General features: G+C 68.1%; 20 protein-coding genes. 6 read left to right on the top strand and 14 right to left on the bottom strand.

Annotated elements, in window-relative coordinates; translation table 11 throughout:
• The first annotated feature begins 17 nt into the window (after positions 1–17).
• A complete protein-coding gene (locus AWB94_RS31680) occupies positions 18–725 on the top strand; it encodes a hypothetical protein (RefSeq protein WP_062656990.1) in 708 nt (235 codons plus the stop codon).
• A complete protein-coding gene (locus AWB94_RS31675; protein ID WP_062656991.1) occupies positions 725–2,683 on the top strand; it encodes a YhgE/Pip domain-containing protein in 1,959 nt (652 codons plus the stop codon). The genes AWB94_RS31680 and AWB94_RS31675 overlap by 1 nt, the downstream gene beginning before the upstream one ends.
• A gap of 67 nt (positions 2,684–2,750) precedes the next feature.
• Here AWB94_RS31675 and AWB94_RS31670 read toward each other — a convergent pair whose 3' ends face one another.
• The 7 genes from AWB94_RS31670 to AWB94_RS31640 all read right to left on the bottom strand — a co-directional run bounded on the left by AWB94_RS31670 (position 2,751) and on the right by AWB94_RS31640 (position 11,390).
• The gene (locus tag AWB94_RS31670) at positions 2,751–3,746 is read right to left on the bottom strand and encodes an esterase family protein (protein WP_024455880.1); all 996 of its coding nucleotides are present in this window, start codon (positions 3,744–3,746) and stop codon (positions 2,751–2,753) included.
• Between the two features lie 207 nt (positions 3,747–3,953).
• Complete coding sequence (locus AWB94_RS31665) at positions 3,954–5,351, bottom strand: mechanosensitive ion channel domain-containing protein (RefSeq protein WP_062657057.1); 1,398 nt, start codon at positions 5,349–5,351, stop codon at positions 3,954–3,956.
• The gene (locus AWB94_RS31660) at positions 5,348–7,522 is read right to left on the bottom strand and encodes an adenylate/guanylate cyclase domain-containing protein (protein ID WP_084395168.1); all 2,175 of its coding nucleotides are present in this window, start codon (positions 7,520–7,522) and stop codon (positions 5,348–5,350) included. Before AWB94_RS31660 ends, AWB94_RS31665 begins: the two co-directional genes overlap by 4 nt.
• Before the next feature lie 65 nt (positions 7,523–7,587).
• Positions 7,588–8,877 carry an alpha-amylase family glycosyl hydrolase gene (locus AWB94_RS31655; RefSeq protein ID WP_062656992.1) on the bottom strand — a complete coding sequence of 430 codons (1,290 nt, stop codon included), beginning with the start codon at positions 8,875–8,877 and terminating at the stop codon, positions 7,588–7,590.
• Positions 8,874–9,353, bottom strand: a complete 480-nt coding sequence (locus AWB94_RS31650) for a nucleoside deaminase (protein WP_062656993.1) — start codon at positions 9,351–9,353, stop codon at positions 8,874–8,876. The genes AWB94_RS31655 and AWB94_RS31650 overlap by 4 nt, the downstream gene beginning before the upstream one ends.
• 36 nt (positions 9,354–9,389) lie before the next feature.
• Complete coding sequence (locus AWB94_RS31645) at positions 9,390–9,590, bottom strand: hypothetical protein (protein ID WP_081664638.1); 201 nt, start codon at positions 9,588–9,590, stop codon at positions 9,390–9,392.
• A 117-nt stretch (positions 9,591–9,707) separates the two neighbouring features.
• Positions 9,708–11,390: a tetratricopeptide repeat protein gene (locus AWB94_RS31640; RefSeq protein WP_062657059.1), complete on the bottom strand. Its 1,683-nt coding sequence runs from the start codon at positions 11,388–11,390 to the stop codon at positions 9,708–9,710.
• Positions 11,391–11,438: 48 nt separating this feature from the next.
• Here AWB94_RS31640 and AWB94_RS31635 point away from each other — a divergent pair, with 48 nt between their 5' ends.
• Complete coding sequence (locus AWB94_RS31635) at positions 11,439–11,864, top strand: cupin domain-containing protein (protein ID WP_420092933.1); 426 nt, start codon at positions 11,439–11,441, stop codon at positions 11,862–11,864.
• Positions 11,865–11,912: 48 nt separating this feature from the next.
• Here the strand turns inward: AWB94_RS31635 and AWB94_RS31630 are convergent, their stop codons facing one another.
• The 4 genes from AWB94_RS31630 to AWB94_RS31615 all read right to left on the bottom strand — a co-directional run bounded on the left by AWB94_RS31630 (position 11,913) and on the right by AWB94_RS31615 (position 16,384).
• Entirely contained in the window at positions 11,913–13,508 is a 1,596-nt protein-coding gene (locus AWB94_RS31630) for a SulP family inorganic anion transporter (RefSeq protein ID WP_062656995.1), read from the bottom strand.
• 13 nt (positions 13,509–13,521) lie between these two features.
• Entirely contained in the window at positions 13,522–14,208 is a 687-nt protein-coding gene (locus AWB94_RS31625; protein WP_062656996.1) for a cysteine hydrolase family protein, read from the bottom strand.
• Between the two features lie 32 nt (positions 14,209–14,240).
• Complete coding sequence (locus tag AWB94_RS31620) at positions 14,241–15,650, bottom strand: allophanate hydrolase (protein ID WP_062656997.1); 1,410 nt, start codon at positions 15,648–15,650, stop codon at positions 14,241–14,243.
• A 65-nt stretch (positions 15,651–15,715) separates the two neighbouring features.
• Complete coding sequence (locus AWB94_RS31615; RefSeq protein WP_062656998.1) at positions 15,716–16,384, bottom strand: GntR family transcriptional regulator; 669 nt, start codon at positions 16,382–16,384, stop codon at positions 15,716–15,718.
• A gap of 82 nt (positions 16,385–16,466) precedes the next feature.
• Here AWB94_RS31615 and AWB94_RS31610 point away from each other — a divergent pair, with 82 nt between their 5' ends.
• Entirely contained in the window at positions 16,467–17,090 is a 624-nt protein-coding gene (locus tag AWB94_RS31610) for a PaaI family thioesterase (protein WP_062656999.1), read from the top strand.
• On the opposite strand, the gene AWB94_RS31605 is transcribed toward AWB94_RS31610, so the two are convergent.
• A complete protein-coding gene (locus AWB94_RS31605; RefSeq protein WP_062657000.1) occupies positions 17,087–19,087 on the bottom strand; it encodes an FUSC family protein in 2,001 nt (666 codons plus the stop codon). The two genes, AWB94_RS31610 and AWB94_RS31605, sit on opposite strands and share 4 nt — an antisense overlap.
• Before the next feature lie 133 nt (positions 19,088–19,220).
• Between AWB94_RS31605 and AWB94_RS31600 the strand changes: the two genes are divergently transcribed.
• Together AWB94_RS31600 and AWB94_RS31595 are read left to right on the top strand one after the other, a co-directional pair.
• A complete protein-coding gene (locus AWB94_RS31600) occupies positions 19,221–19,931 on the top strand; it encodes an EthD domain-containing protein (RefSeq protein ID WP_062657001.1) in 711 nt (236 codons plus the stop codon).
• Positions 19,928–20,683, top strand: coding sequence for an enoyl-CoA hydratase/isomerase family protein (locus AWB94_RS31595; RefSeq protein ID WP_062657060.1), 756 nt, complete (start codon positions 19,928–19,930; stop codon positions 20,681–20,683). The genes AWB94_RS31600 and AWB94_RS31595 overlap by 4 nt, the downstream gene beginning before the upstream one ends.
• Here AWB94_RS31595 and AWB94_RS31590 read toward each other — a convergent pair.
• Positions 20,680–20,865: a (2Fe-2S)-binding protein gene (locus AWB94_RS31590; protein ID WP_024451358.1), complete on the bottom strand. Its 186-nt coding sequence runs from the start codon at positions 20,863–20,865 to the stop codon at positions 20,680–20,682. The two genes, AWB94_RS31595 and AWB94_RS31590, sit on opposite strands and share 4 nt — an antisense overlap.
• A 3-nt stretch (positions 20,866–20,868) precedes the next feature.
• On the bottom strand, positions 20,869–21,504 hold the full coding sequence (locus AWB94_RS31585) for a hypothetical protein (protein WP_062657002.1): 636 nt from the start codon (positions 21,502–21,504) through the stop codon (positions 20,869–20,871).
• Between the last annotated feature and the right edge of the window lie 30 nt (positions 21,505–21,534).

Raw genomic sequence — 21,534 nt, 5'->3', positions numbered from 1 at the left:
TATCGAAAGAGACGGTCTTGAACGGCACCCTTTCCGACACCACGCCGGCCGACGAGCCGGCCACCACTACCGACGGCGCGCCCGTCATCACCGCACACGGGCTCGGCGTGGACGGCGAACACGGTCCACTGTTCGCCGGGATCGACCTGTCCCTGGACGCGGGCTTCCACGCGATCCAGATGCCGGGCGGTCACCCGCAGAGCGCGCTGCTACTGACGCTGGCCGGCCGGCTGGCCCCGAGTGCCGGGGCGGTGTCGGTCTACGGCGCCACCACTGCGCCACGCATCCGGCGGCACTGCGCCATCGCCGCGTTCGGCGATATCGACGAACTCGAGGACGCCGTCACGGTCGCGACGGTGCTGGCCGAGCAGCGGCGCTGGCTGTCCCCGTGGTACCGCAAGGTCGGCGCCGGCGCCGGGTACGACCAACTGACCGACGTGTTCGGTGACCTCGCCGCGCCCCGGCTGGATGCCTATATAGGCGACCTGACCGATATCGAGCTGTTCCTGTTGCGCGTCACCCTGGCCCTGATGAGCGATCGCGACGTCCTGATCGTCGGCGACCTGGAACAGGTACGCGACCAGCAACAGCGCGCCCTGGCCGTCGACCGGCTCGCGGCGCTCGCCGCGCGGCGCACCGTGGTCGTCGGCGTCACCAACCCGCTGGGCGGCACCGCTGCCGAGCACCACCTGCACGATGTGCGCGCCTTGATGGGAGGCCTGTGATGGCGGCCGTGTTCGCCTTCGGTTCGGAAGCCAAGCGGTTCGGTCGAAGCCGGCTGGGGCGCATCGGCATCGCGGTGTTGATGCTCATGCCCCTGGTGTACGGGGCGCTGTACCTGTGGGCGTACTGGGACCCGTTCGGGCATGTCGACAAGATGCCGGTGGCGTTGGTCAATTCCGATCGGGGAGCCGAGGTTTCGGGGCAGCACATCGACGCGGGCGCCGAGGTGGCCAAGAGCCTGCTCGCCGACGGCGGATTGGATTGGCACGTGGTCGATCCCGACGAGGCGCGCAGCGGGGTGGAACACGGCAAGTACTACTTCATGCTGGAGTTGCCGCCCGATTTCAGTGCGGCGGTGGCCTCTCCGGTGACCGGAAACCCGAAGAAGGCCGACCTGATCGCCGTCTACAACGACGCGAACAACTACATTTCCAGCAGCATCGGGCACACCGCGATCGAGCAGGTGCTCAACGCCGTCTCCGCACGGATCGCCGGGCAGTCGGTGAACCAGGTGCTCTCCGTGGTGGTTTCCTCCGGCTCGGGCATCAAGGAGGCGGCGAACGGCGCCCGGCAACTCGCCGACGGAACCGTCCGGGCCGACGACGGCGCCGGTCAACTCGCCACCGGCCTGGACAGCGCCAAGACCGGCTCGGCCGAGCTGGCCACCGGCGCCCGGCAACTGTCCGCGGCCATCAACAAGGCGACCGATCCGATGATCACGGTCAGCAAGGCGCTGTCGCAGTTGGGCGGCAGCGACGAGCAGTTGCGCACCGGGGTGACCGCATTGCGACAGGCGACCGATGAACTCGACACCATCGCCGACGCGCAGGACCGCGCGGCCAAGGGCCTGGGACCGGTGATCGACCAACTCTCTGCCAGCCCGGATCCACTGGCCGCCGGTGCGGCGAACTCGCTGCGCGACATCCAGAACCAGTTGCAGTCGCACCAGTTCAGCCCGCAGATCCGCCAACAGCTGTCCAGCGCCGAGGATTCCGCGATCGCCATGACATCGGTGCTGAGGACACCCGACAGTGCCCTGAGCCGTTCGCTCGACGACCTGGGCCGCGGCGGTCAGGACCTCACCGACAAGCTCACCGAGCTGCGCGACGGCGCCGACCGCGTGGCCACCGGCAGTGCCGACCTGAACCGCGGCCTCGTGCGGCTGGACGACGGTGCGCACCAGCTGAAGTCCGGTACCACGCAACTACGAGACGGCGCCTCGGAACTGGCCGGCAAGTTGGCCGACGGCGCCCAGCACGTCCCCCAGTGGACTGCCCAGCAGAAGGATGCGATCGCCGATACCATCGGCGGCCCGGTCCACCTGCAGGCCTCGCACGAGAACGGCGCGCCGAACTTCGGCACCGGCATGGCCCCGTTCTTCCTCACGCTGGCGCTGTTCTTCGGCGCGTTGATGCTGTGGATGGTGCTGCGGCCGTTGCAGTCTCGTGCGGTCGCGGCGGAGGTGCACCCACTGCGGGTGGCGTTGGCCAGTTACCTGCCCGCCGCCGCGATCGGCGCGTGTCAGGCCGTCATCCTGTACGCGGTGGTGCGCTTCGCCCTCGGGATGCATGCCGAGCACCCGGTCGCGATGCTGGGGTTCATGGTGCTGATCGCGTGCGCCTTCGTGGCCGCCGCCCAGGCGGTCAACGCACTGGTCGGTCCCACGCTGGGCCGGGTCCTGTTGATGGCACTGCTGATGGTGCAGTTGGTGAGCGCGGGTGGGCTGTATCCGGTGGAGACGACGTCCAAACCGTTCCAGTTCATCCACCGCTACGATCCGATGACGTTCGGCGTCAACGGGTTACGGCAGCTGGTGTTGGGCGGTGTGGACGGCAGGCTGTGGCAGGCCGTCGTGGTCCTGGTGGCCATCGGCGCGCTCGGCTTGCTGGTCTCGTCGTTGTGCGCGCGGCGCAATCGGATGTGGACCATCTCCACCCTGATGCCGGCCGTCAAACCGTGAAAAGCAGGGAGCCTGCCGCTCGGGGGGTTGCGGCAGGCTCCCTGTGGTTTCGGGTCGGACGGATCCGTCAGGCGGCGGCTTGCGCCCCCAGCACCCGCTGGATGTCCGGCTTCATCATCTGCAGCTGCTGTCCCCAGTAGCCCCAGCTGTGTGTGCCGTTCGGCGGGAAGTTGAACACGCCGTTGTTGCCACCGGCCGCGATGTAGCGATCACGGAAGGTGATGTTGGTGCGCAGCGTGAACCCTTCGAGGAACTGGGCCGCCATCAGGTTGCCGCCGCCTCCGGAGGTGTCCAGTTCGGACGGCGTGCCGGTGCCGCAGTAGATCCAGATGCGGGTGTTGTTGGCCACCAGCTGGTTGATGTTGACCATCGGGTCGTTACGCCGCCACGCCGGATCCGACGAAGGGCCCCACATGCTTTCGGCGTTGAAGCCACCGGCGTCGTTCATGGCGAGCCCGATCAGCATCGGCCACCAGCCCTCGGACGGGTTCAGGAAACCCGACAGCGTGCCAGCGTAGATGAACTGATCCGGGTGGTAGATCGCGTAGGTCAGGGCGGCGCTGCCCGCCATCGACAGACCGACCACGGCGTTGCCGGTACGTGACACGCCCTTGTTGGCTTCCAGCCAGGCCGGCAGCTCCTGGGTCAGGAACGTCTCCCACTTGTAGGTGTAGTTCTGCCCGTTGCCCTTCGACGGCTGGTACCAGTCGGTGTAGAAGCTGGACTGACCGCCGACCGGCATGATCGTGGACAGGCCGGACTGGTAGTACCACTCGAATGCCGGGGTGTTGATATCCCAGCCGTTGTAGTCGTCCTGGGCGCGCAGACCGTCGAGCAGGTACAGCGCGTGTGGGCCACCGCCCTGGAATTGGATGCGGATGTCACGGCCCATCGACGCCGAGGGCACATCCAGGTATTCCACGGGCAGGCCCGGCCGCGAGAAGGCCCCTGCGGTCGCCGAACCCCCCGCGAAGCCGATCAGCCCGGGCAGTGCGGCGACGGTCGCGGCGACCACCGCCGCCCGACGGAGCCACTGACCACGAATCTTTCTGATGAACTTCATAACGGCAACCAACCCACCTTTCGTAAGAGATCCAAGCAATTGCCGTTGCTCTTTCTTCGTCGAAAGTGAATCACGTGCCCCAAATGCCACACGTGTAACACGGCCGTGCGGTGCAGTCGCGGTTGGGCAACGATTGGGACTCGTCGGGGAGACCCGCATGTGACCGCGTCGTGACCCGACCGGGGCCACGTCAGGATCCGGCGGGGACTAGCCGGCGCCGGCCAGCGCCTCGCGCACCGCGCTGCGGCGTTCTTCGATGGCACGCCCGATCTCCTGGAGCAGCAGCGGTTTTCGTGCCACCAACTGCTCGACGTGGGTGCGGCCGATCTGCAGCACCGTGACCTCGTCCAGGGCGTGTGCACCCGCGGACACGGGCTCGCGGGTCAGGGCGGTCTGGCCCAGGAAATCCCCGGTCTCGGCGGTCCGGACGGTGACGATCGAACCGTCCGGCCGTACCGCGGTCAGCCGCACCAGGCCCTTGACGATGAACGTCATCCGGTCCGGAACCTGGCCGGGGGTCTGCAGGGTCTCCTCGCTCCCGTAACGGGTCAACCGCAGATACGGCAGCAGGTCGCCGAACTCAGCCTCGGTGAGGCGCAGGGTGGCGGCCACCACGTGCAACGAATCGGCGATCCGGTCCGGCGTGGCGAAATCGTCCTCGGCCTCGTCCAGGTGCAGGTCCGCACGCCGAGCGGCATACCAGATCCAGCGCAGGAACGTTGCCCTGGCCGAACCGTCGTCGGCCGGACTGCGCAGCGGGATCGTCGTCTTGTACTGCAGGCCGCCCATGGCAACGGCTTTCGGCCGCGCCTCGGGCCGCAGTTGGGGCAGATTGGCCGCCACCCGGGTCAACATGGCGCAGACCTGGTCTGGTGCATCGTCGAGGGCGAACACGCTGACCACCGAAATCGAATGGTCACCGGCCGGGCGGCTCTGGTTGGTGAACGACGCCCCGGCCAACACCGAGTTCGGCATGATCTGCATACCACTACCGGTGTCGATATGCGTTGCACGCCAGTTCACTTCGACCACCCGGCCGCGTGCCGACGGGGTGTCCAGCCAGTCGCCCAGCTGGAACGGCTGCTCGAACAGCAACAGCAGACCAGAGACGATCTGGCCCACCGAGTTCTGCAGTGCCAGGCCCAGCACGATCGAGGTGATGCCCAGTGCGGTGAACAGGCCGCCGACGTTGGCGCCCCACACGTAGGAGAAAATCAGCGCCAGCCCCACCGCGATCACCGCGAAGCGTGCGACATCGAGGAAGATCGACGGAATCCGCTTGCGCCAGCTGCCTTCCGGGGCGCCCTGGAACAGCGTGGCATTGAAACCCGACAACAGCAGGATCAGGATGACGAAGCCGAAAACGGTCGCGATGATGCGCACCGGCGTGGCTTCCGCGTCGACGTCGGTGGCCTTCGTCAGCAGCAGCAACAAGGCACCGAGCGGCAGGATGTAATTCCTCAGCAAACTCACCGCACGAACCAGCGCACTGCCGCGGCGGGCCAACGCGCTGCGCACCTCGGTCAGGATGACCAGGGCGACCGGTAACCCGACCGACACGCCGACGGACCAGAAGAACCACGGCGCGTCGAGCAGATCGGTCACGGCCGGCGCTCCGTGAGCCGCCACACCGGCTCGGTCCCGCCCGGGACGGCGATCTCGCCTGCGGGCACGAACAGGTTCGGCTCGCTCACCGCATCGCGCACCCGTGCCGTCACGTAGACGCCGGGCTGCGCGGAGCCGCTCTGCACCTGGTTGGCCAGATCGACCGTGGCGCCCCACATGTCGTAGGCCAGGCTGGACCGGCCGACCAGGCCGCTGGTCACGGTTCCGGTGTCGATGCCGGCCCGCAGCTGCAGGTTGTTGCCGGTCTCGCCGTTGTAGCGGTCGACGATGCGCTGCATTTCCAAGGCGAAATCGACTGTGCGGCGGACATTGTCGAGGCGGGGAATGTTGAGTCCGCAGCTGGCCAGGTAGCCGTTGTGCAGGGTGCGCACCCGTTCCACCCCCAGGCTCTCTGCCGCCGCGTCGAACTGGCGCACCAGACGGTTGACGATGGCCAGCGCCGCGTCCGAGCTCATCTGGGCCGACAACTCGTCGAGTCCGGCGATATCGGCGAAGATCACCGTGACATCCTGGTGATCCTGGGCGATGGTCTCCTCGCCCTCCCGGTACCGGACCGCCACGGGTTCGGGCATCAGCGACAGCAACAGCCGGTCGTTTTCCCTGCGCTGCTCATTGAGCAGGTCCTCCTTGATGGCCAGGTTGCGGCTCATCCCATTGAAAGCGACTGTCAGATCGCCGAACTCGTCCTTGGATTGCACCGGCACGGTCACCCCGTAGTCACCGGAGCTGATCTGTTGGGCACCGGCCTCCAAGCGCCTGATCGGCCGGATGAAGAACCGAGCGAGCAGCATCGCCGCGATGGACACCACGAAGATGATGCCGGCGGTGGACAGCACCAGCTTGCGGGTGAACGCGGATACCGGGGCGAAAGCCTCGGCGGTGTCGATCTTGGCGATCATCGCCCAGTGCAGGCCGTCGATGTCGACGGGAGCATAGGCCTGCAGGGTCTCCTTGCCCAGATAGTCACGCGCGATGAGCGTGCCGCGTTGGCCGCGCTGCGCCAACTTGGTGGCTTCACTGCCCACCGGTTGCACCAGTGTGGTGCCGCCCTGGCGGATGGAGTTCTGCGCGACGTCGGGCGGGGTGCCGGCGTCGATCACCTCCCGTTTGAACTTCTCCGGATCCTCGACGAACAGCCGGGAATCCGAGCGCATCAGATCGTCCGGCCCGACGATGTACGTTTCGCCGGTTTTGCCCATACCGGATTCTTCCCAGCGCTTGTCCATCGTCATCAACCGATTGATCTTGGAGATCGGGAACTGCAGGGCCAGCACGCCCTGCACCTGCCCGACGTCGCCGACGGGGGAGACCAGCCATGCGGTGGGCGATGACGCAGGTTGGTAGTCACCGAAATCGGTGATCGCCACGTAGTCGACGGCGTTGGACGCCATCGCCTTGAGATAGGCGTCGGTGAGATTGCCGGCGCGGTACGGGCCGTTGAGGATGTTGGTGCCCAGGTCGACGCCCTTGTACGCCGAATAGACCACATTTCCCCGGGCGTCCAGCAACAGGGCGTCCTCGAACTCGAACCGGGTGACGATCTCGCGGAAGAAGTCGTTGTACCTGGCGTTGGCTGCCGACCATGCGCTGCCGTCGCGGGCGTCGTCGAATTGGATCGACTTGTTCCAATCCGTGAACGGCGTCGTGTAATTGGCCTGCAGGTACTTCTGCGCGTTCGACGTCGGCAGCAGCGCCGACACGTCGACCTCGTCGCCGGTCTGGTTGTCCTCCACCTTGGCGAATTGGTTGTCGTAGTAATCCGTCATCGCCTGTTGTTGCTGCGGGGTGATGGTCGCATTGGCCAGCTGGTCGAATCCCGCGGTGAACGCCTGCAAGGCTTGCGTGGTCGTGGAACCCCGGGTGTAGATGACCAGTGAATTCTTCAGATCGGAAATCTGGGCGCTCAGTTGCCTGCTCTGCGATTGCCGGATTTCGGTCAATCGGTCGAATACCGAATTGCGCAGCGATTGTCGGCCGGACTGGTATCCGATGGCCCCGACCACGGCGGCCGACAGGATGCTGGTGGCCAGCAGCATCACCAAAAGTTTGGATTGGATGCTCACGCGGGAAAGGAACCGGCGGCTCAACTTCGGCGGTGCCGCTGCATCACCCGAATCGGAATCCGCCGGGCTTTCCATTGTCGTGATCATCGGTTCGAGAGCTTAGGCGCTCGACCATTCCATTTTCGTTGTTGGCCGATATTCACCCGTGCCGTTCACCGGGGCGCGACGATCACCCAGCCGTGTGGCGGCACCACGATGTCGGAGACGAGATCCGGCGGCGGCGCACCTGACCCGGCGATGATCTGCCCCGGCCGGGGCAGGGTGGCCCGCAACGGCTCGGCGCCGACGTTGAGCGCGACGGTCAGCTCACCGTCGTCGGCCGCGGTGCGGTACATGTACCCGGTGTTGCTGACCGCGACGGGTTCGGTGCGTGCGGTGTGCAACCACGGGTGCCGGCGCCGCAAGCCGATGAGGTATTGGTGCAACTGCAGGGTGTCGTTGTGATCCGTTGGCCGCCCGCCGAATTCGGGCCGGATGGCGTCGTCGCCGCCGGCTCGCTCCTCTTTGACGGCCTGCCACGCCCATTCGTCGCCGGCATAGATGCTGGGCGTGCCGCCGGTGGTGAGCAACAGCACCAGGGCGTGTTCCAGGTGGCGCGGGTCGTCGAGCCGGCTGGCGATCCGCGTCACGTCGTGGTTGCCGACGAAGGTGAGCGGAACGAAGGTGTCCAGGAAGTCGTTGTGGCGCTGCAACGCCCAGTCCAGTTCGTGGAAGTTGCCGTCGTTGAGGCTGCTCCAGACGGCTTTCCACAGTTCGTACTGTGTCACCGAGTCGAAGCCTGCCGCCCGTACCTGCGCCGGGTAGTCGCCGTGGATCACCTCGCCGACGAACCAGGCCTGCGGATGGCGTTCCCGGACGGCGGGTAGCACGACGGCCCAGAACCGTTCCGGTACCGCGTATGCCGCGTCCAACCGCCAGCCATCGGCGCCGCGGTCCAGCCAGTGCGTCATCACGTCGACGGTGTAGTCGACCACTTCGGGATTGCCGTGGTTGAGCGCGATCAGCTCGCCGTGGCCCTCGAAGGTCGCAAATCCGTCGCGCGACCGGCGGAACCAGCGGGCGTCACCGCCCTCCGGCGTGTCCAGGGCTTGGCGATAGTGTGCGAAATCGGTGCCGACGTGGTTGAAGACACCGTCGAGCAGCACCCGCAAGCCGCGCCGGCGCGCTTCGTCGACGAGCCGGTCGAAGTCCGCGTCGTCGCCGAGGCGGGGGTCGATCCGGTAGTGGTCGGTGGTGTCGTACCCGTGCGTGCGGGAGGCGAAGATGGGTCCGAGCGCGATACCCGAGCAGCCGAGTTCTACCGCGTGGTCCAGCCAGTCCACGATGCGCAACAGCCGGTGCTCACCCGGCTGGGGTGGCGGATCGGCCGGGAAGGCGCCGACGAACCCCAGCGGATAGATCTGCCACCAGATGGCATGGGTGACCCAGTCCGGATCGGTCATGGCCGGAACTTCGCTTCGTAGAGGGCGCGCATCCGCTCGGTGAGCTCGTCGGCCGGACCGTCGGTGCGCAGGCCGGGCGCGACGGTGCCGATCGGCAACGGGGCCACGGGCGCCGGCGGGGCACCCCACTCGGTGCACCACCGGCTCAGCTGCGCCGAGGAGGCCGCGTACACGATGCGCCCGAGCCCCACCCACGCATGGGCCGCCGCGCACATCGGGCAGTGCTCGCCCGAGGTGTACACCGTGGCCGCGCGGCGCTCCTCGGGCGTCAGATGCTCGACGGCCCACCGGGCGATGGCGAACTCGGGGTGCCGCGTGGCGTCACCCCCGGCAACTCTGTTGCGGTCCTCGAAACGGGTCCGACCGGTCGCGTCGACCAGGACGGAGCCGAACGGCTCGTCGCCGTCGTCGAGTGCCGACCCGGCCAGTTCGACGCAGCGGCGCAGATATTCGATGTCTTGCGCACTGATGGACACCCTGGCGAGCCTACTCACCGCCGGTGGAGGCACCCGCTAGGTCTGATGACATACCTGGGGGACGGTCTCGAATGCCGACGCCGAACCCCAACACCATGCCGCGTAGGCGGCCGCGACCGCCACCCGATCGATATCGAGCTGGTTTCCGCCGGCCGACCGGACCGACTCCGCGACCGCGAACTTGATGATGTCGACGAGCGCCGACAAGGGTGCGTCCGGTCGGTGCGTAGTGGACATGGTCACTGTTCCCCCAACGGCCAGGGGCCCTCGCGCGTCGCCCCGTTGCGAGTCGCGAAACCCCTGCCTGCCAACACCTTAGTACTGCCACGCTCGCTTCGCGCAGCGGACGCGCCCTTAGTGACAGCCTTTCGCGGTGGTGACCACTTCCAGCCGGCAGGCACACGATGCCAGTACCGGTACGTCGGCGCGGGCGATGGCCAGGGTGAGTTGCTGACCGATGATCGCCGCCTCGGCGTCGCGGCCCAGACGCTGCAGGCACTCGTGGTAGCCGTGCAGGCTCCACACGTTGCCGGGATGCTGACAGGACCGGCGCAGTGTGCCGTCCAGTCCCAGGTCCGCCGCGTACACCGCGGCGGCCTCCTCGACCCGGCCCTGCTCCAGCAGCAACGCCCCGTAGGCGTGCCGGGTGGGCTGCATCCAGCCCCACGGCTCGTCGTAGGGCAGCGCGTCGTCGAGCGCGATGGCCGCCCGCAGGTGGGTGAACGCGTCGTCGAAACGCCCTTCCCGGTAGGCGATTTCGCCGTCCAGCATGGCCACCGCGATGGCCAGGATGTCGCGGCTGGTGTTGTTGAACAGGTACCGGGTGTCCGGGATGCGGTCGTGGGCGGCCGCCAGTGCGGCCCGCTCGGCGTGGGCCTGAGGGAGCTGCCCCTTGGCGGCGTGCGCGACGCCGCGGCCGTAGTGGATGGTGGCGGTGGTGGTGCAGTACAGCTGCTGGTCGTCCGGCAGTGGTGTGGTGATCAGTTCGTCCCAGCGCCCGAACCGCACCAACACGTGCACCCGCAGCGGCACGAATGCCTCCAGCCAATCGGCCATCGGCGGGGATTCGATCGCCAGCAGCTCGGGGCTCAGCTGACCGGACAACTCGTCGGCGGCGTCCAGCGCCACCTGCGACCGTCCCTCGAACATCGCCGAATAGACCACGAAGTGCAGATCGTGCGCCCGGTACAGCGAGTAGAAGTTCAGCGGCCCCTCGCGCCGCACGAATCGACGATCGGCGCGCACCGCGGCCTGGTTGGCCAGGATCGAGGAGCGGTAGTCGCCGCACAGCACGTCGATATGACTGGGCATGTGCTGCAGGTGACCGGCGTCGGGCACCAGGCCCCGCAGCAGATCGGCGGCGGGCAGCGCGTCCTCCGGGTGCGCCGACATCTCCAGGGCATGCAGATACAGGTGCAGTACGCCCGGGTGCCTCCGTCCGGCGTCGGTGCTCAGCGCGTCGTCCAGGATGTGCACCGCGGCCAGCACCCGGGAACCGGGGGCGGGCCGCCCGGTCGCGCCGTCCCACAGCGCCCACGCGGTGACGTTGAGCAGCGCGTCGGCCGTCAGCGCGGCGACGTCGACATCGCCGGGGTGCTCCGCGGCGACCCGCGTCATCGCGTCGGCGTAGGCGCCGTGCCCGGCCTCCAGCGCCGCGGCGTCACCGGGATCGTCGGTGGGGAAGCGGACGCTCAGCGCGTCGATCAGCGCCCGCTCCGGCACCGACGCGCGCCCGCTGGACGCCCGGGCCAATTCGGCGCGGGCGCGGTGCAGGGACGCAGCCAGGTCCACCGGATCGAACGCCTCCCACGCCTTGTTGTAGTTCGGGCCGACCGAGTAGGCGATGCCCCAGCGGGCGATGGCCAGGTCGGGGTCGAGGGCGAGCGCACGCTCGAAACAGCGCACCGCTTCTTCGTGATTGAAGGCGTACGCCCAGACCATGCCGCGGTCGAACCACGCCTGTGCCTGCGGATCGGGTGTCTCGACGGGCCGGTGGTAGGACCCCAGGTCGTAATAGGGCTCGGTTGCTGTGCTCACCGCACGCACGTTAATTCAGTGGCGGGCGCGGCGAGAAGCGTTGTGCAGATGCGTGAGCCGAACGACGGGCCGGCGACTACGGTGAGCCCCATGATCCGATGTGTGCGGTTGTGGACCGGTGACGACGGCGGCTCGCATGTGGATGTCGGCACGCTGGACATGACGCCCGGCCGCAACGCGGACCTGGTGTCGGTGGCGATGTCGGCCGCCCATGTCACGGTGGAGGAGACCGCCGGCGGCGGATCGCTGGCCTGGCATACCGCGCCGGTGCGCCAACTGGTGGTGACCCTGGCCGGCACCTTGCGGTTCTCGACCCGTGACCACGAGACGTTCACGCTGCACCCCGGCGACGTGTTGCTGGCCGAGGACACCACCGGGACGGGCCACCAATGGGAACTCGTCGGCACGGACCCCTGGCGCCGGATGTACGTCGTGCTCGCCCCCGGCGCCGAGGTTCCCTTCGTCCCGGCGTGAGTTGTGCACGTTCGGTAACGGTGAGCGTGACAGAACGTGCACAGATCGCTAGTGGCCGGCGACGATATCGGACTCGTCGACCTCGACCGGGTCCTTCGAGCCGGGCAGCAGCGCATAGGCCGCGCAGACGATCCCGAAGAACAGATAGCCCAGGGCGACTTGCGGATTGGCCGCCCAGGCCACCTCGGGGGCGTGGATCAGCCCGATGAAGGACAGGGCGGCACCGACCACCGAGGCGATCGCCGCGTAGAGGAACTTCTTCTCCAGGATGAACGTCACCATGGTGCCCAGGATCAGGCCCACCAGCACCGCACCCTCGCCGAGGGTCAACAGGCCGTCGTAGACCACACCCGCACCGTTGAGTGCCTCCAATCCGACCTTCGATGCAGACGTGCCCGCCGCGTTCAAGGCGTTGTCGATCAGCCCGCTGGCCCACTGCGCCAGGTTGGGCAGGATGGCGGCGACGACGGCGACGGCGTGCAGTCGCGGCACCGCCTGGAACGCCTGCGCCCCGATCAGCAGACCGATGTAGAGCAGGATCGGCACGATCGCCGGCACCGGCAGCAGCGCGTCCAGCACCCCGAACAGGCCGAGGAAGCAGAAGATACCGATCACCACACCACTGGCCAGCGAGTAACCGGCGCGGCCGCCGGCGTCCTTCCAGCCGGGGTGACCGATGTACACCGCGGGCGGGAACGGCGAGCCGAATGCCGACCCGATCACCGCGCCGGCGCCGTCGGCCAGCAGCACACTGCGCAGGTTGTAGTTGTCACCCGCGGCGGCCGCGCTCTCCACGTTGCTCATTGCCTCGGTGAAGTTGTAGACGCCCAGCGGTATCGCGGTGCCCAGCAGCGGGGCCAGATGCGACAGGCCGGAGAACAGCATGTCCACCCGAAGATCGGGGATGCCGATGGCGATATCCGAAACCGCCTGTCCCACATCGGGTGCCGACATGAACCCGCCGATCCACCCGATCGCGGTGCCGACCAGCAGGGCGGCCAGGCCGACGGGGATGCCGAACGGCAACTTCATGTCGGTGAAGAAGCCGATGAGGATGATCGCCATGACCGGCAGGCCGATCCAGGCCGCCTCCCACATCTGGGCGGCCGGCCGCATCGAGATGAAGGTGATCGAGATACCGGCCAGGGTGCCCAGCATTGCCGCGCGCGGGGTCAGCTTGCGGATATAGGGTCCGACGAAGGCGCCGATCATCACGATGACGCCGATCATGAATGCCCAGGCCAGCCCGGCCTGCCAGGCCGCCATGGCGTCCTTGGTGTTCAGGTACACCGGCAGCATGACGACGAACACCACGATGAACATGTGCGGCACGCTGGGGCCGTACGGTAAAGCCGTGACGTCCGTTCGGTTCTCGCGCCGGGCCAATCGGCGCGCCAGGAACGTGTAGTACAGATTGCCGAGGATCAGCGCCACGCCCAGGGCGGGCAGGATGGTGCCCAGCACATCACCCGGTGGCACGTTGACGACGCCGATCATCAACCCGGTCAGGGTCAGGACGTTGACCAGGATGTTGAACCCCAGCCCGAAGAACGCGTTGGTGTCCCCGCGAGTCCACCAGGGGATCGCGATCCCGGGTTTGGGGGTGTCGGACGGCGCGGGGGGATCGGTGACGTCGGTGGACACGGGCGGGGTCCTTTCAGGCGGCGTGCGGAGTGAGTTGTTGCAGTGCGGGAATGACGGCCGCCGTGTCGGCGACCCACCCGAAAATGCCCCCCTGGGCCGTGATCATTTCCAGCCCCACCCGCTGGAATTCCGGGAAATACGAACCGACGCAGTCGGATACCACCAGGCACTCGTAGCCGCGGTCGTTGGCCTCGCGTGTGGTGGTGTGCACGCACACCTCGGTGGTGACGCCGGTGATCAACAGTTGGGTGATACCGGCACCGGTCAGCACGTCCTGCAGATCGGTGGCGTAGAACGCCCCCTTGCCCGGCTTGTCGATCACCACCTCGCCCGCGATCGGCGCCAGTTCGTCGACGATGTCGTGGCCGTACTCGCCGCGGATGAGGATGCGCCCGTACTTGCCGGGGTCGCCGATGCGTTGCGACGGTGCGCCCCGATTGAGCTTGGCGGGCGGGCAGTCCGACAGGTCGGGCTGGTGGCCCTCTCTGGTGTGGATCACCAGCAGGCCGGCCGCGCGCGCCGCCGCGATCAGGTCGGCAAGTGGCCCGACCACCTTCAGCAACTGGTGCACGTCATTGCCCAGGCTTTCCCCGAAACCGCCGGGCAGCAGGAAATCCCGTTGCATGTCGATGACGATCAACGCCGTCCGCCCCGGTTCCAGCGTGAACGCCGACGGTTCGGCGGGGACGGACGCAGACATGGGCGATCCGCCTTCGGCTGCTGGCTGGGCTGTCATATCTCCTCCTTGACGGTCGACGCGGTGGCGGCTCCGGTTGCCACGGTGGCGATCCGGGGTTCGTCGAGGATCTGCGCGGCCAGCGTCAGCACGGTGTCGTCGGAGAGCGCGTTGCCCAGCAGCATCGCGCTGTAGGGCCGCCCGTCGCTGGTCACCCCGAGCGGCACCGCGACGCCGAGCAGGTCGAGCAGATTGCCGAAGTGCGTGTAGTGGCCCAGCATCGTGTTGCAGTCGATGGGCCGCGCGAGCACCTGCTCGACGGTGAAGGTGGTGCCGATGGTGGGCACCACCAACACGTCCATGGACTCCCACAGTCGGGCGACCTCGGCCTTGAGCTCCTGCAGCTTCTGCAAGGCGGCGAACGCGTCCACCGCGGTGTAGTTGAGGCCGCCGCGAAAGATGTCCCGCACCACCGGGTGGATCGAATCTGGTTGTTCGGCAAGAAAATCGCCGAACTCGACCAGGCGCTCGGCCACCCACGGCCCTTGATAGAGCAGCGTCCCCGCGGCCAGGAACGGCGCCAGGGACACCTCGACGGTGACGGTCTGCCGTTCCAGGTGTTCCCGGAATCCGAGGTGGGCGGCGCGCATCGCATCGTCACCGAAGAACTCGAGTTCGGCGGCCGGGGGTAGCCCGACCCGGATCGGCGTCCCGCCGTACCGCGGGCCGCGATCCCGCGACCACGGGTCGCCGTCATCGCGCCCGGCCAGGACGTCGAAAACCCGGTCGACATCGTCGATGCAGCCGGCCATCACGCTCAGGCAGTCCAGCGACTTGCAGGCCGGCACCAACCCTACGGTGCTGATCAGTCCCCGGGAGGGCTTGAAACCGACCACCCCGTTGAGGGCCGCCGGGACACGCCCCGATCCCGCGGTGTCGGTGGCCACCGCGAAGGGCACCTGGCCCAGCGCGACGGCGAGGGCCGAGCCCGAGCTGGAACCGCCGGAGATGAGATCGTTGCCGAACACGCTGCGCGGCACGGTGTAGGGGGTGCGGGTTCCGTTGAGACCGGTGGCGAACTGGTCGAGATTGGTCTTGCCGACATAGAGCGCGCCCGCGTCCAGCAGCCGCTGTACCGCCGGGGCGGTGCGCTCGGCGACGTAGGCGTAGTCCGGGCAGGACAGCGTGGTGGGGACACCGGCGACGTCGATGCTGTCCTTGACCCCGAACGGCACGCCGTACAGCGGCAAAGTCCTTGCCCCGGGCCGACTCTCGATCTCAGCGGCCGCTGCCAGCAATTCGTCGCGCGCGACGGTGGACAGCCAGGTCCCGTCGTCGCCGCGGGCGGCGATCGCGTCGGCGACCCGGGCCGCCGTCTTGACCGGCGAGCCGGTGCCGCCGGCGTGCGAATCGAGGATCTCGGCAATCGACGGACCGATCGATGGACCGTTGGCGGCTGTTCCCATGTCTGTCGATTGTCGACAGAATCATGGCGATCGCGGTACGGCCATGTGTCGATCGTGTTAGCGCCTCACTGGGTCGCCAGGTTCAGATAGCGCAGGTGTCCGTGCTGTTCGAGGGCCGTGATGACAGTCGCGGCGTCATTGGACTCCAGTGCGGTCAGGATCGCCCGGTGCCGCTCGACGCCGTCGCTGGCGTGGTGATGTCGGGCCTCTTCGCGCAGGTTCATCGCCATCGGCAGCTGCAGTTTCAGCAGAATCGGCTCCAGCACCAGATCCAGCTGGTGGTTGTCGGCGAGTCCGACGACCGCGGCGTGGAAGCGGCGGTGCGCGTCGTCGCGGTCCAGAGGGTCTGTCGCACAGGCCATGTCATCGAGCGCCAGCCGTACCGGTTCCAGCGCGGAGTCCGGGTCGGCGAGCGGCATCGCGAGTTCGACGGCATGCCGCTCGAGCACCTGCCGGAGATCGAACAGCTGCAGGATGTCCGACGGGGACCAGTCGGTGACCCGCGACCCGCGCCGGGGGAGATGCTCCACCAGGCCCTGCTGTGTCAGCAGGCGCAAGGCCTCGCGCAGCGGTGCCCGGCTGATGCCGAGGTCTGCGCACAGTTGTTCCTCGACGATCTTCTCGCCGGGGCTCAGCGCCCCGCTCAGGATCGCGTCGCGTACCCGGTTTCCGGCGACGTCGACGAGAGTTGCGGGCAGTTCCTGCCGCGATCCGTCTGTCCGTGCTGCCGCCATGTCACGCCATCGTACGAACTTTTGCGGCCGCGTGCCGTTTGCGGGACTCGACACGACACTTAGAACATGTTCTAGTTCTTCCATGCTGGACTTCACCCTCGAGGACCTCAGCGCCGAGGACGTCGAGCGCTTGCGCACCGTCTACCGGCCGCTGACCGAGTCGGTGCGTGAGCTGATCGATGCCACCATCCGCTCGGAGGCCGACGCCGATGCGGTGGCCGCGGCCAGGGCGCACATCGACGCGGCGACCGCAATCCTGCAACGGCAACAGCTCGACGGCCCCTTCGGTGTGCGCTTCACCGCCGAGGGCGACCGGATGCCCTGGGGGAACGCGGTGATCGGGCTGCGCAACCCGATCGCGCCGCCGCTGGCCGTGCAGCGCAACGCCGACGGATCGGTATTCGCCGATTTCGTGCTGGGTGCGGCGTATGAGGGCCCGCCGGGACATGTGCACGGCGGGGTGGCCGCACTGTTGCTGGATCACGTGCTCGGTGAATCGGCCAGCCCGGCCACCAGTCCCAGGCTCACCGGCACCATCAGTGTCCGGTATCTGCGGCCGACCCCGCTGGGCGCCTTGCACATCGAGGCGGCGATCGTGCGCACCGAAGGGGTCAAGACATTCGCGGCCGGACTGATCGCCGACGCGGACGGTCCCACCGTGCAGGCCGAGGGAGTGTTCATCCGACCGAAGTGGGCCAGGGGTTAACCGGCGGCCGAGGTTGCCGGGCCGGCGTTGGCGACGTCGACCAGCACCCGGGTGATCGTGGCGAGTTCGCCGACGAGCACCCGCGCCGGGCCGTCGTCGGGGCCCAGCAACGGCGCGGCGTCGCGCACCGCGATCGATGCGGCGTTGAGTTGCTCGGTGTCCACCCGCCACGGAGCGGCCGGTGTGGCCGGATTGCCCATCAGTGCCTTGACGTAACCGTCGATGGCGCTGGTGAATTCACGGCTCAGGGTGGATGACGGGTGCACAGGCAAGGTGGACTCCAGCGTGGCGCAACTGGTGGTGACCGCGTTCAGTGCGGCGCGGTAGGGGCGCAACCACCGGCGTATCGCGGGGTCCTCGGTCCGGGTGGCCCCGACCGCGGCCTCGAACGCGGTGCGCGCGCTGGCCGCACGCTGCCAGGCGGTCGACAGCGTTTCGGCGGGATGGTCGACATCGTGCACGAAGGCCTTGATCACCGCGGCGGCGTAGTCGATCTCGGTCTTCAACAGTTCGCCGGCCCGCTGCCGCAGTCGCACCAGCGCGTTGTCGGGAAGCGCGACGTGCACGATAATCGCCAGGGCCCCGCCGACAATGGTGGCCAACCAGCGTTGCTCAACGGCGGCGGCGTCGACGGACCCGCCCACGTCCAGCAAGAAGATGATTGCGGCGGCCAGCGCTGCGCTCACCGCGAAGTACCCGAATTCGGCTCCGAGATAGGCGATTCCCAGGCATGCCACGGCCAGTGCCGCCGACAGAAGACCACCCGGGTGCAACAGTGCGGTGACGGTCGACGCCGCGATCACACCGATCGCGGTGCCGGTGATCCGCCCGACGCAGCGGGTGTAGGTATGTGCCGTCTCGGGGCGTAGCACCATGAGCACCGTCACCGCGATCCAGTACGCGTGCTCGGATCCGCTGGCCCTGGCCATTGCCATCCCGGCGGTCACCGCGATCGCCAATCGGACGGCGTGCCGCAAGATCGGTGAGCGCCAATGCAGTTGCGCCCGCATCAGGTCGACGGCTGCCGCCCACGAATCAGGTAGCCCCGGTCGCCGCAACTGGGCCACCTGTTCGGGTTCGAATTGCCCGAACCGCAACTCGACGGCTTCGGACAGTTGACGGTACAGCCGCTGGGCCACGACGGCGGTGGTGCCATCGGTGGCGTCGGCCGCCGCGTTGAGGCGGGCCAGCGCGGGACCCACCTCGCGACGATGCGCGCGCCTGGCTATCAGCTCGAGCAGGTCTCCCGTGGCGCGCAGGGTGTCCGCGGCGGCCGGGTCCCGGGGGCCTTCACGGCCCAGTGCCGTCAGCGTCACCGCGATCCGCTCCGGCAGTCCGTACCAACCCCGGTAGGCCGGCGGCCGCCGCCGCGCCTGTGCTTCGCTGAGGGTGAAGGCCTCCCGCAGCCGGATCAAGGGCATTCGGTCGATCTGGGCGCCTGGCTCGGTCGCGAGTCGGTGGGCCTCCGTCCCGAGGGCGCGGTAAGCCTGGGTGAGGGCTTCGCTTTGGTCACGCCATCGGCGTTGCGGCCAGACCGCGATCAGCACCGCCTGGGTCAACCCGCCCAGCAACGCCAGACCGGCCGACATCAGCACCGTGGTGTCACTGGCCCCCGTCGGGGAGGCGGTGACCAGCAGTACCGCGGCGCCGGAGGCCAGCATGCCGGCGTTGGCGCTCAGCGCCCACTGCATCCCGGCCAGAAAGCACCACGCCGCCACCGCGACGAGAAACAGGGGAGCCCACCCACTGGTGAGCCCGCCGACAGCCACCGCCACTGCCATCTCCACCGAGACCGTGACGACGATCGGGATCCGGCTGCGCGGGCTGTCCTGCAGCGCGGTGGCACCGGCCAGGGCAGCGGCGCCGCCCGCGGCGACGGCCGCGCCGGGCGTCCCGAGATAGAGCGCGATCGCCGCGACCGCCAGCACGCCGAGCAGGCTGCGTGCCACCGCGCCGAACTCGTACAGCGTCAGCCCGAGTGTTCTGGCCCTGCTCACCCTGCGGCCTTACTCACCCCTTCATTCTCGTACGTTTCGCGTTCTGCTCGGCGTTACCGAGGCGGTTGGGTAAACGTGTCCGGTGTCGTGGCGCCCGCGGCCGAATCGCGGGGCGTGTTGTTATTTTCGGTGGATGGAAAAGGTGATGGTGACGCTGCGCCGCGCCGAGGCGGACGAGCAGTGGTGCCGGCGGCTGCGCAGCCCGGTCGCGTCGGCCTTGTCCGAATTGGGTCTGCCCGGCCTGACGGTCAACGTGCGTGACGACGCGGTGCGCGCCTCGCTGATGACCCTGACCACCCTGGACCCACCGGTCGTCGCCGTGGTCAGCATCTGGACCCAGCAGTACTACGGGACGGCGGTGACGGCCGCGCTTGATCTGCTTTCTGCCGAATGTGATTGTCTGGCAGCGTATCTGGTCACCGAATCGGTGCCGATGCCCGCCCCGGACGGGCTGCCGGGCGCACGCACCCCGGGCTTGGCCAATGTGGCGATGCTGCGCAGACCGGCCGACCTGGACCAGGCCACCTGGCTGGCCCGCTGGCACCTGGACCACACGCCGGTGGCGATGGCCACCCAGGCCACGTTCGGCTACACCCAGAACACGGTGGTGCGCGCGCTCACCGACGGGGCGCCGCGTATCGACGCGATCGTCGAAGAGCTCTTCCCGCTCGAGGCCGTCTCGGATCTGCACGCATTCTTCGGGGCGGCCGACGACGCGGATCTGGCCGACCGGATGGGCCGGATGGCCGCCAGCGTGGCGCGGTTCGGCGCGGACCGCGATATCGACACGGTGCCGACCAGCCGGTACCCGATGTGGCGCCCGGCACCTACGCTTGCGCCGTGACACTTTTGATCGCGGATGACAACCGCGTACGTACCCTCACCCTGAACCGGCCCGAGTCGCTCAACGCCTTCAGCGAGGCGCTCTACGACGCGACCACCGAGGCCCTGCTGGCCGCGGCCGACGACCCCGAGGTGTCCGTGGTGCTCCTCACCGGTGCCGGCCGTGCGTTCAGCGCGGGCAATGACCTGGTGGAGATGCAGAAGCTGGTCACCGACCCCGACTACCAACCGGGCAAGCACGGTTTCCGCGGCATGATCGAGGCGCTGGCCGCGTTCCCGAAACCGTTCATCTGCGCGGTCAACGGGGTCGGCCTGGGTATCGGGGCCACCATCTTGGGCTATGCCGACCTGGCCTTCATGTCCAGCACGGCGCGGCTGAAATGTCCGTTCACCAGTCTGGGGGTGCCGCCGGAGGCTGCGTCGTCCTATCTGTTACCGCGGTTGATCGGCCGGCAGAACGCGGCCTGGCTGCTGATGTCCTCGGAGTGGATCGACGCTGCCGAGGCGCTGCGGATGGGGCTGGTGTTCAAGGTGTGTGAGCCCGAGGCGTTGCTGGCCGAGGCGCGTCGGCATGCCGACGTGCTGGCGTCCCGCCCGCTGAACAGCTTGCTGGCGGTGAAGAAGACGATGCTCGAACCGGTGCGGCCGGGGATCGCCGCGGCCAGCGAACGGGAGAACGCGTTGTTCGCCGAACTGCTGGGCCAAGCGGCCAACGTGGACGCGCTGGCGTCGTTCGTCGAAAAGAGGGGTTAGCCGGCGGCGTGCACCGGACATTCGCGTGATGCCGCCAGGATCGCGCGCAAGGTGCGGCGGCACCGGCCGCAGTCCGAGCCGGCCCCGCAGGCCTCGGCGATCTGTTTGGACGTGGTGGCGCCCGCCGCCACGGCCTCACTGACGGCCTGGGTGGTGGCGCCGGTGCACAGGCAGACGAACACGACTCAGCCCCCCACCGTCATCAGATGGGCGAACTTGCCGACGAACAGGGACGGGTAGGCCCCGAACCCGGCCCGGGACATCCACTCGGCCGCGGCGTCGGGGTGGTCGATCCAGCGCCGGGCGCGGGCTTCGTTCTCGATCTCCTGCAGGATCAGTACCTCGTGTCCGTCGTCGAACGCGTGGTAGACCCAGATTTTGCGGATGCCGGACTGCCGGAGCCGGTCCCGTGCCCCGTGCAGCTTCATCATCAGGTCGTCGACGCTGTCGACGGTGGTGACCACGCCGACGATCACCCCGGCGACGGCGTTCTCGGCGGGGCCGGGGTCACCGTCGTCGAGGTCGATCTTCTCCACGACTTCGCCGGCGAAGATCGCCGGGATGTCGTCGACGCCGGAAATGTCGAAAAGGTCGAAGATGGCCGGCGACCGCAGCACTTCACGCACGGAATTCGGATGTGAAATGCCGATTGTCACCAGAATTCGGCCGGGTTCCCAGATCGAGGTGTAAAGCACGACGTGATGGGCATCGATATTCGCCAGCGAGTCCTGGCGGGCTTTCAGGGAATTCCACATCGATTCCGGATTGTCGACGCGATAATCGGCGGCCAGAATGAGCGAATGTAAATGATATTCGCCCACTGGTCATCACCTCCGTCGCCGCCGGACCGC

The organism is Mycolicibacterium canariasense (assembly GCF_002101555.1).
GTDB lineage: Bacteria > Actinomycetota > Actinomycetes > Mycobacteriales > Mycobacteriaceae > Mycobacterium > Mycobacterium canariasense.
Note: the sequence above shows the minus strand (reverse complement) of the source record. Positions and strands in the feature narration are given on the sequence as shown.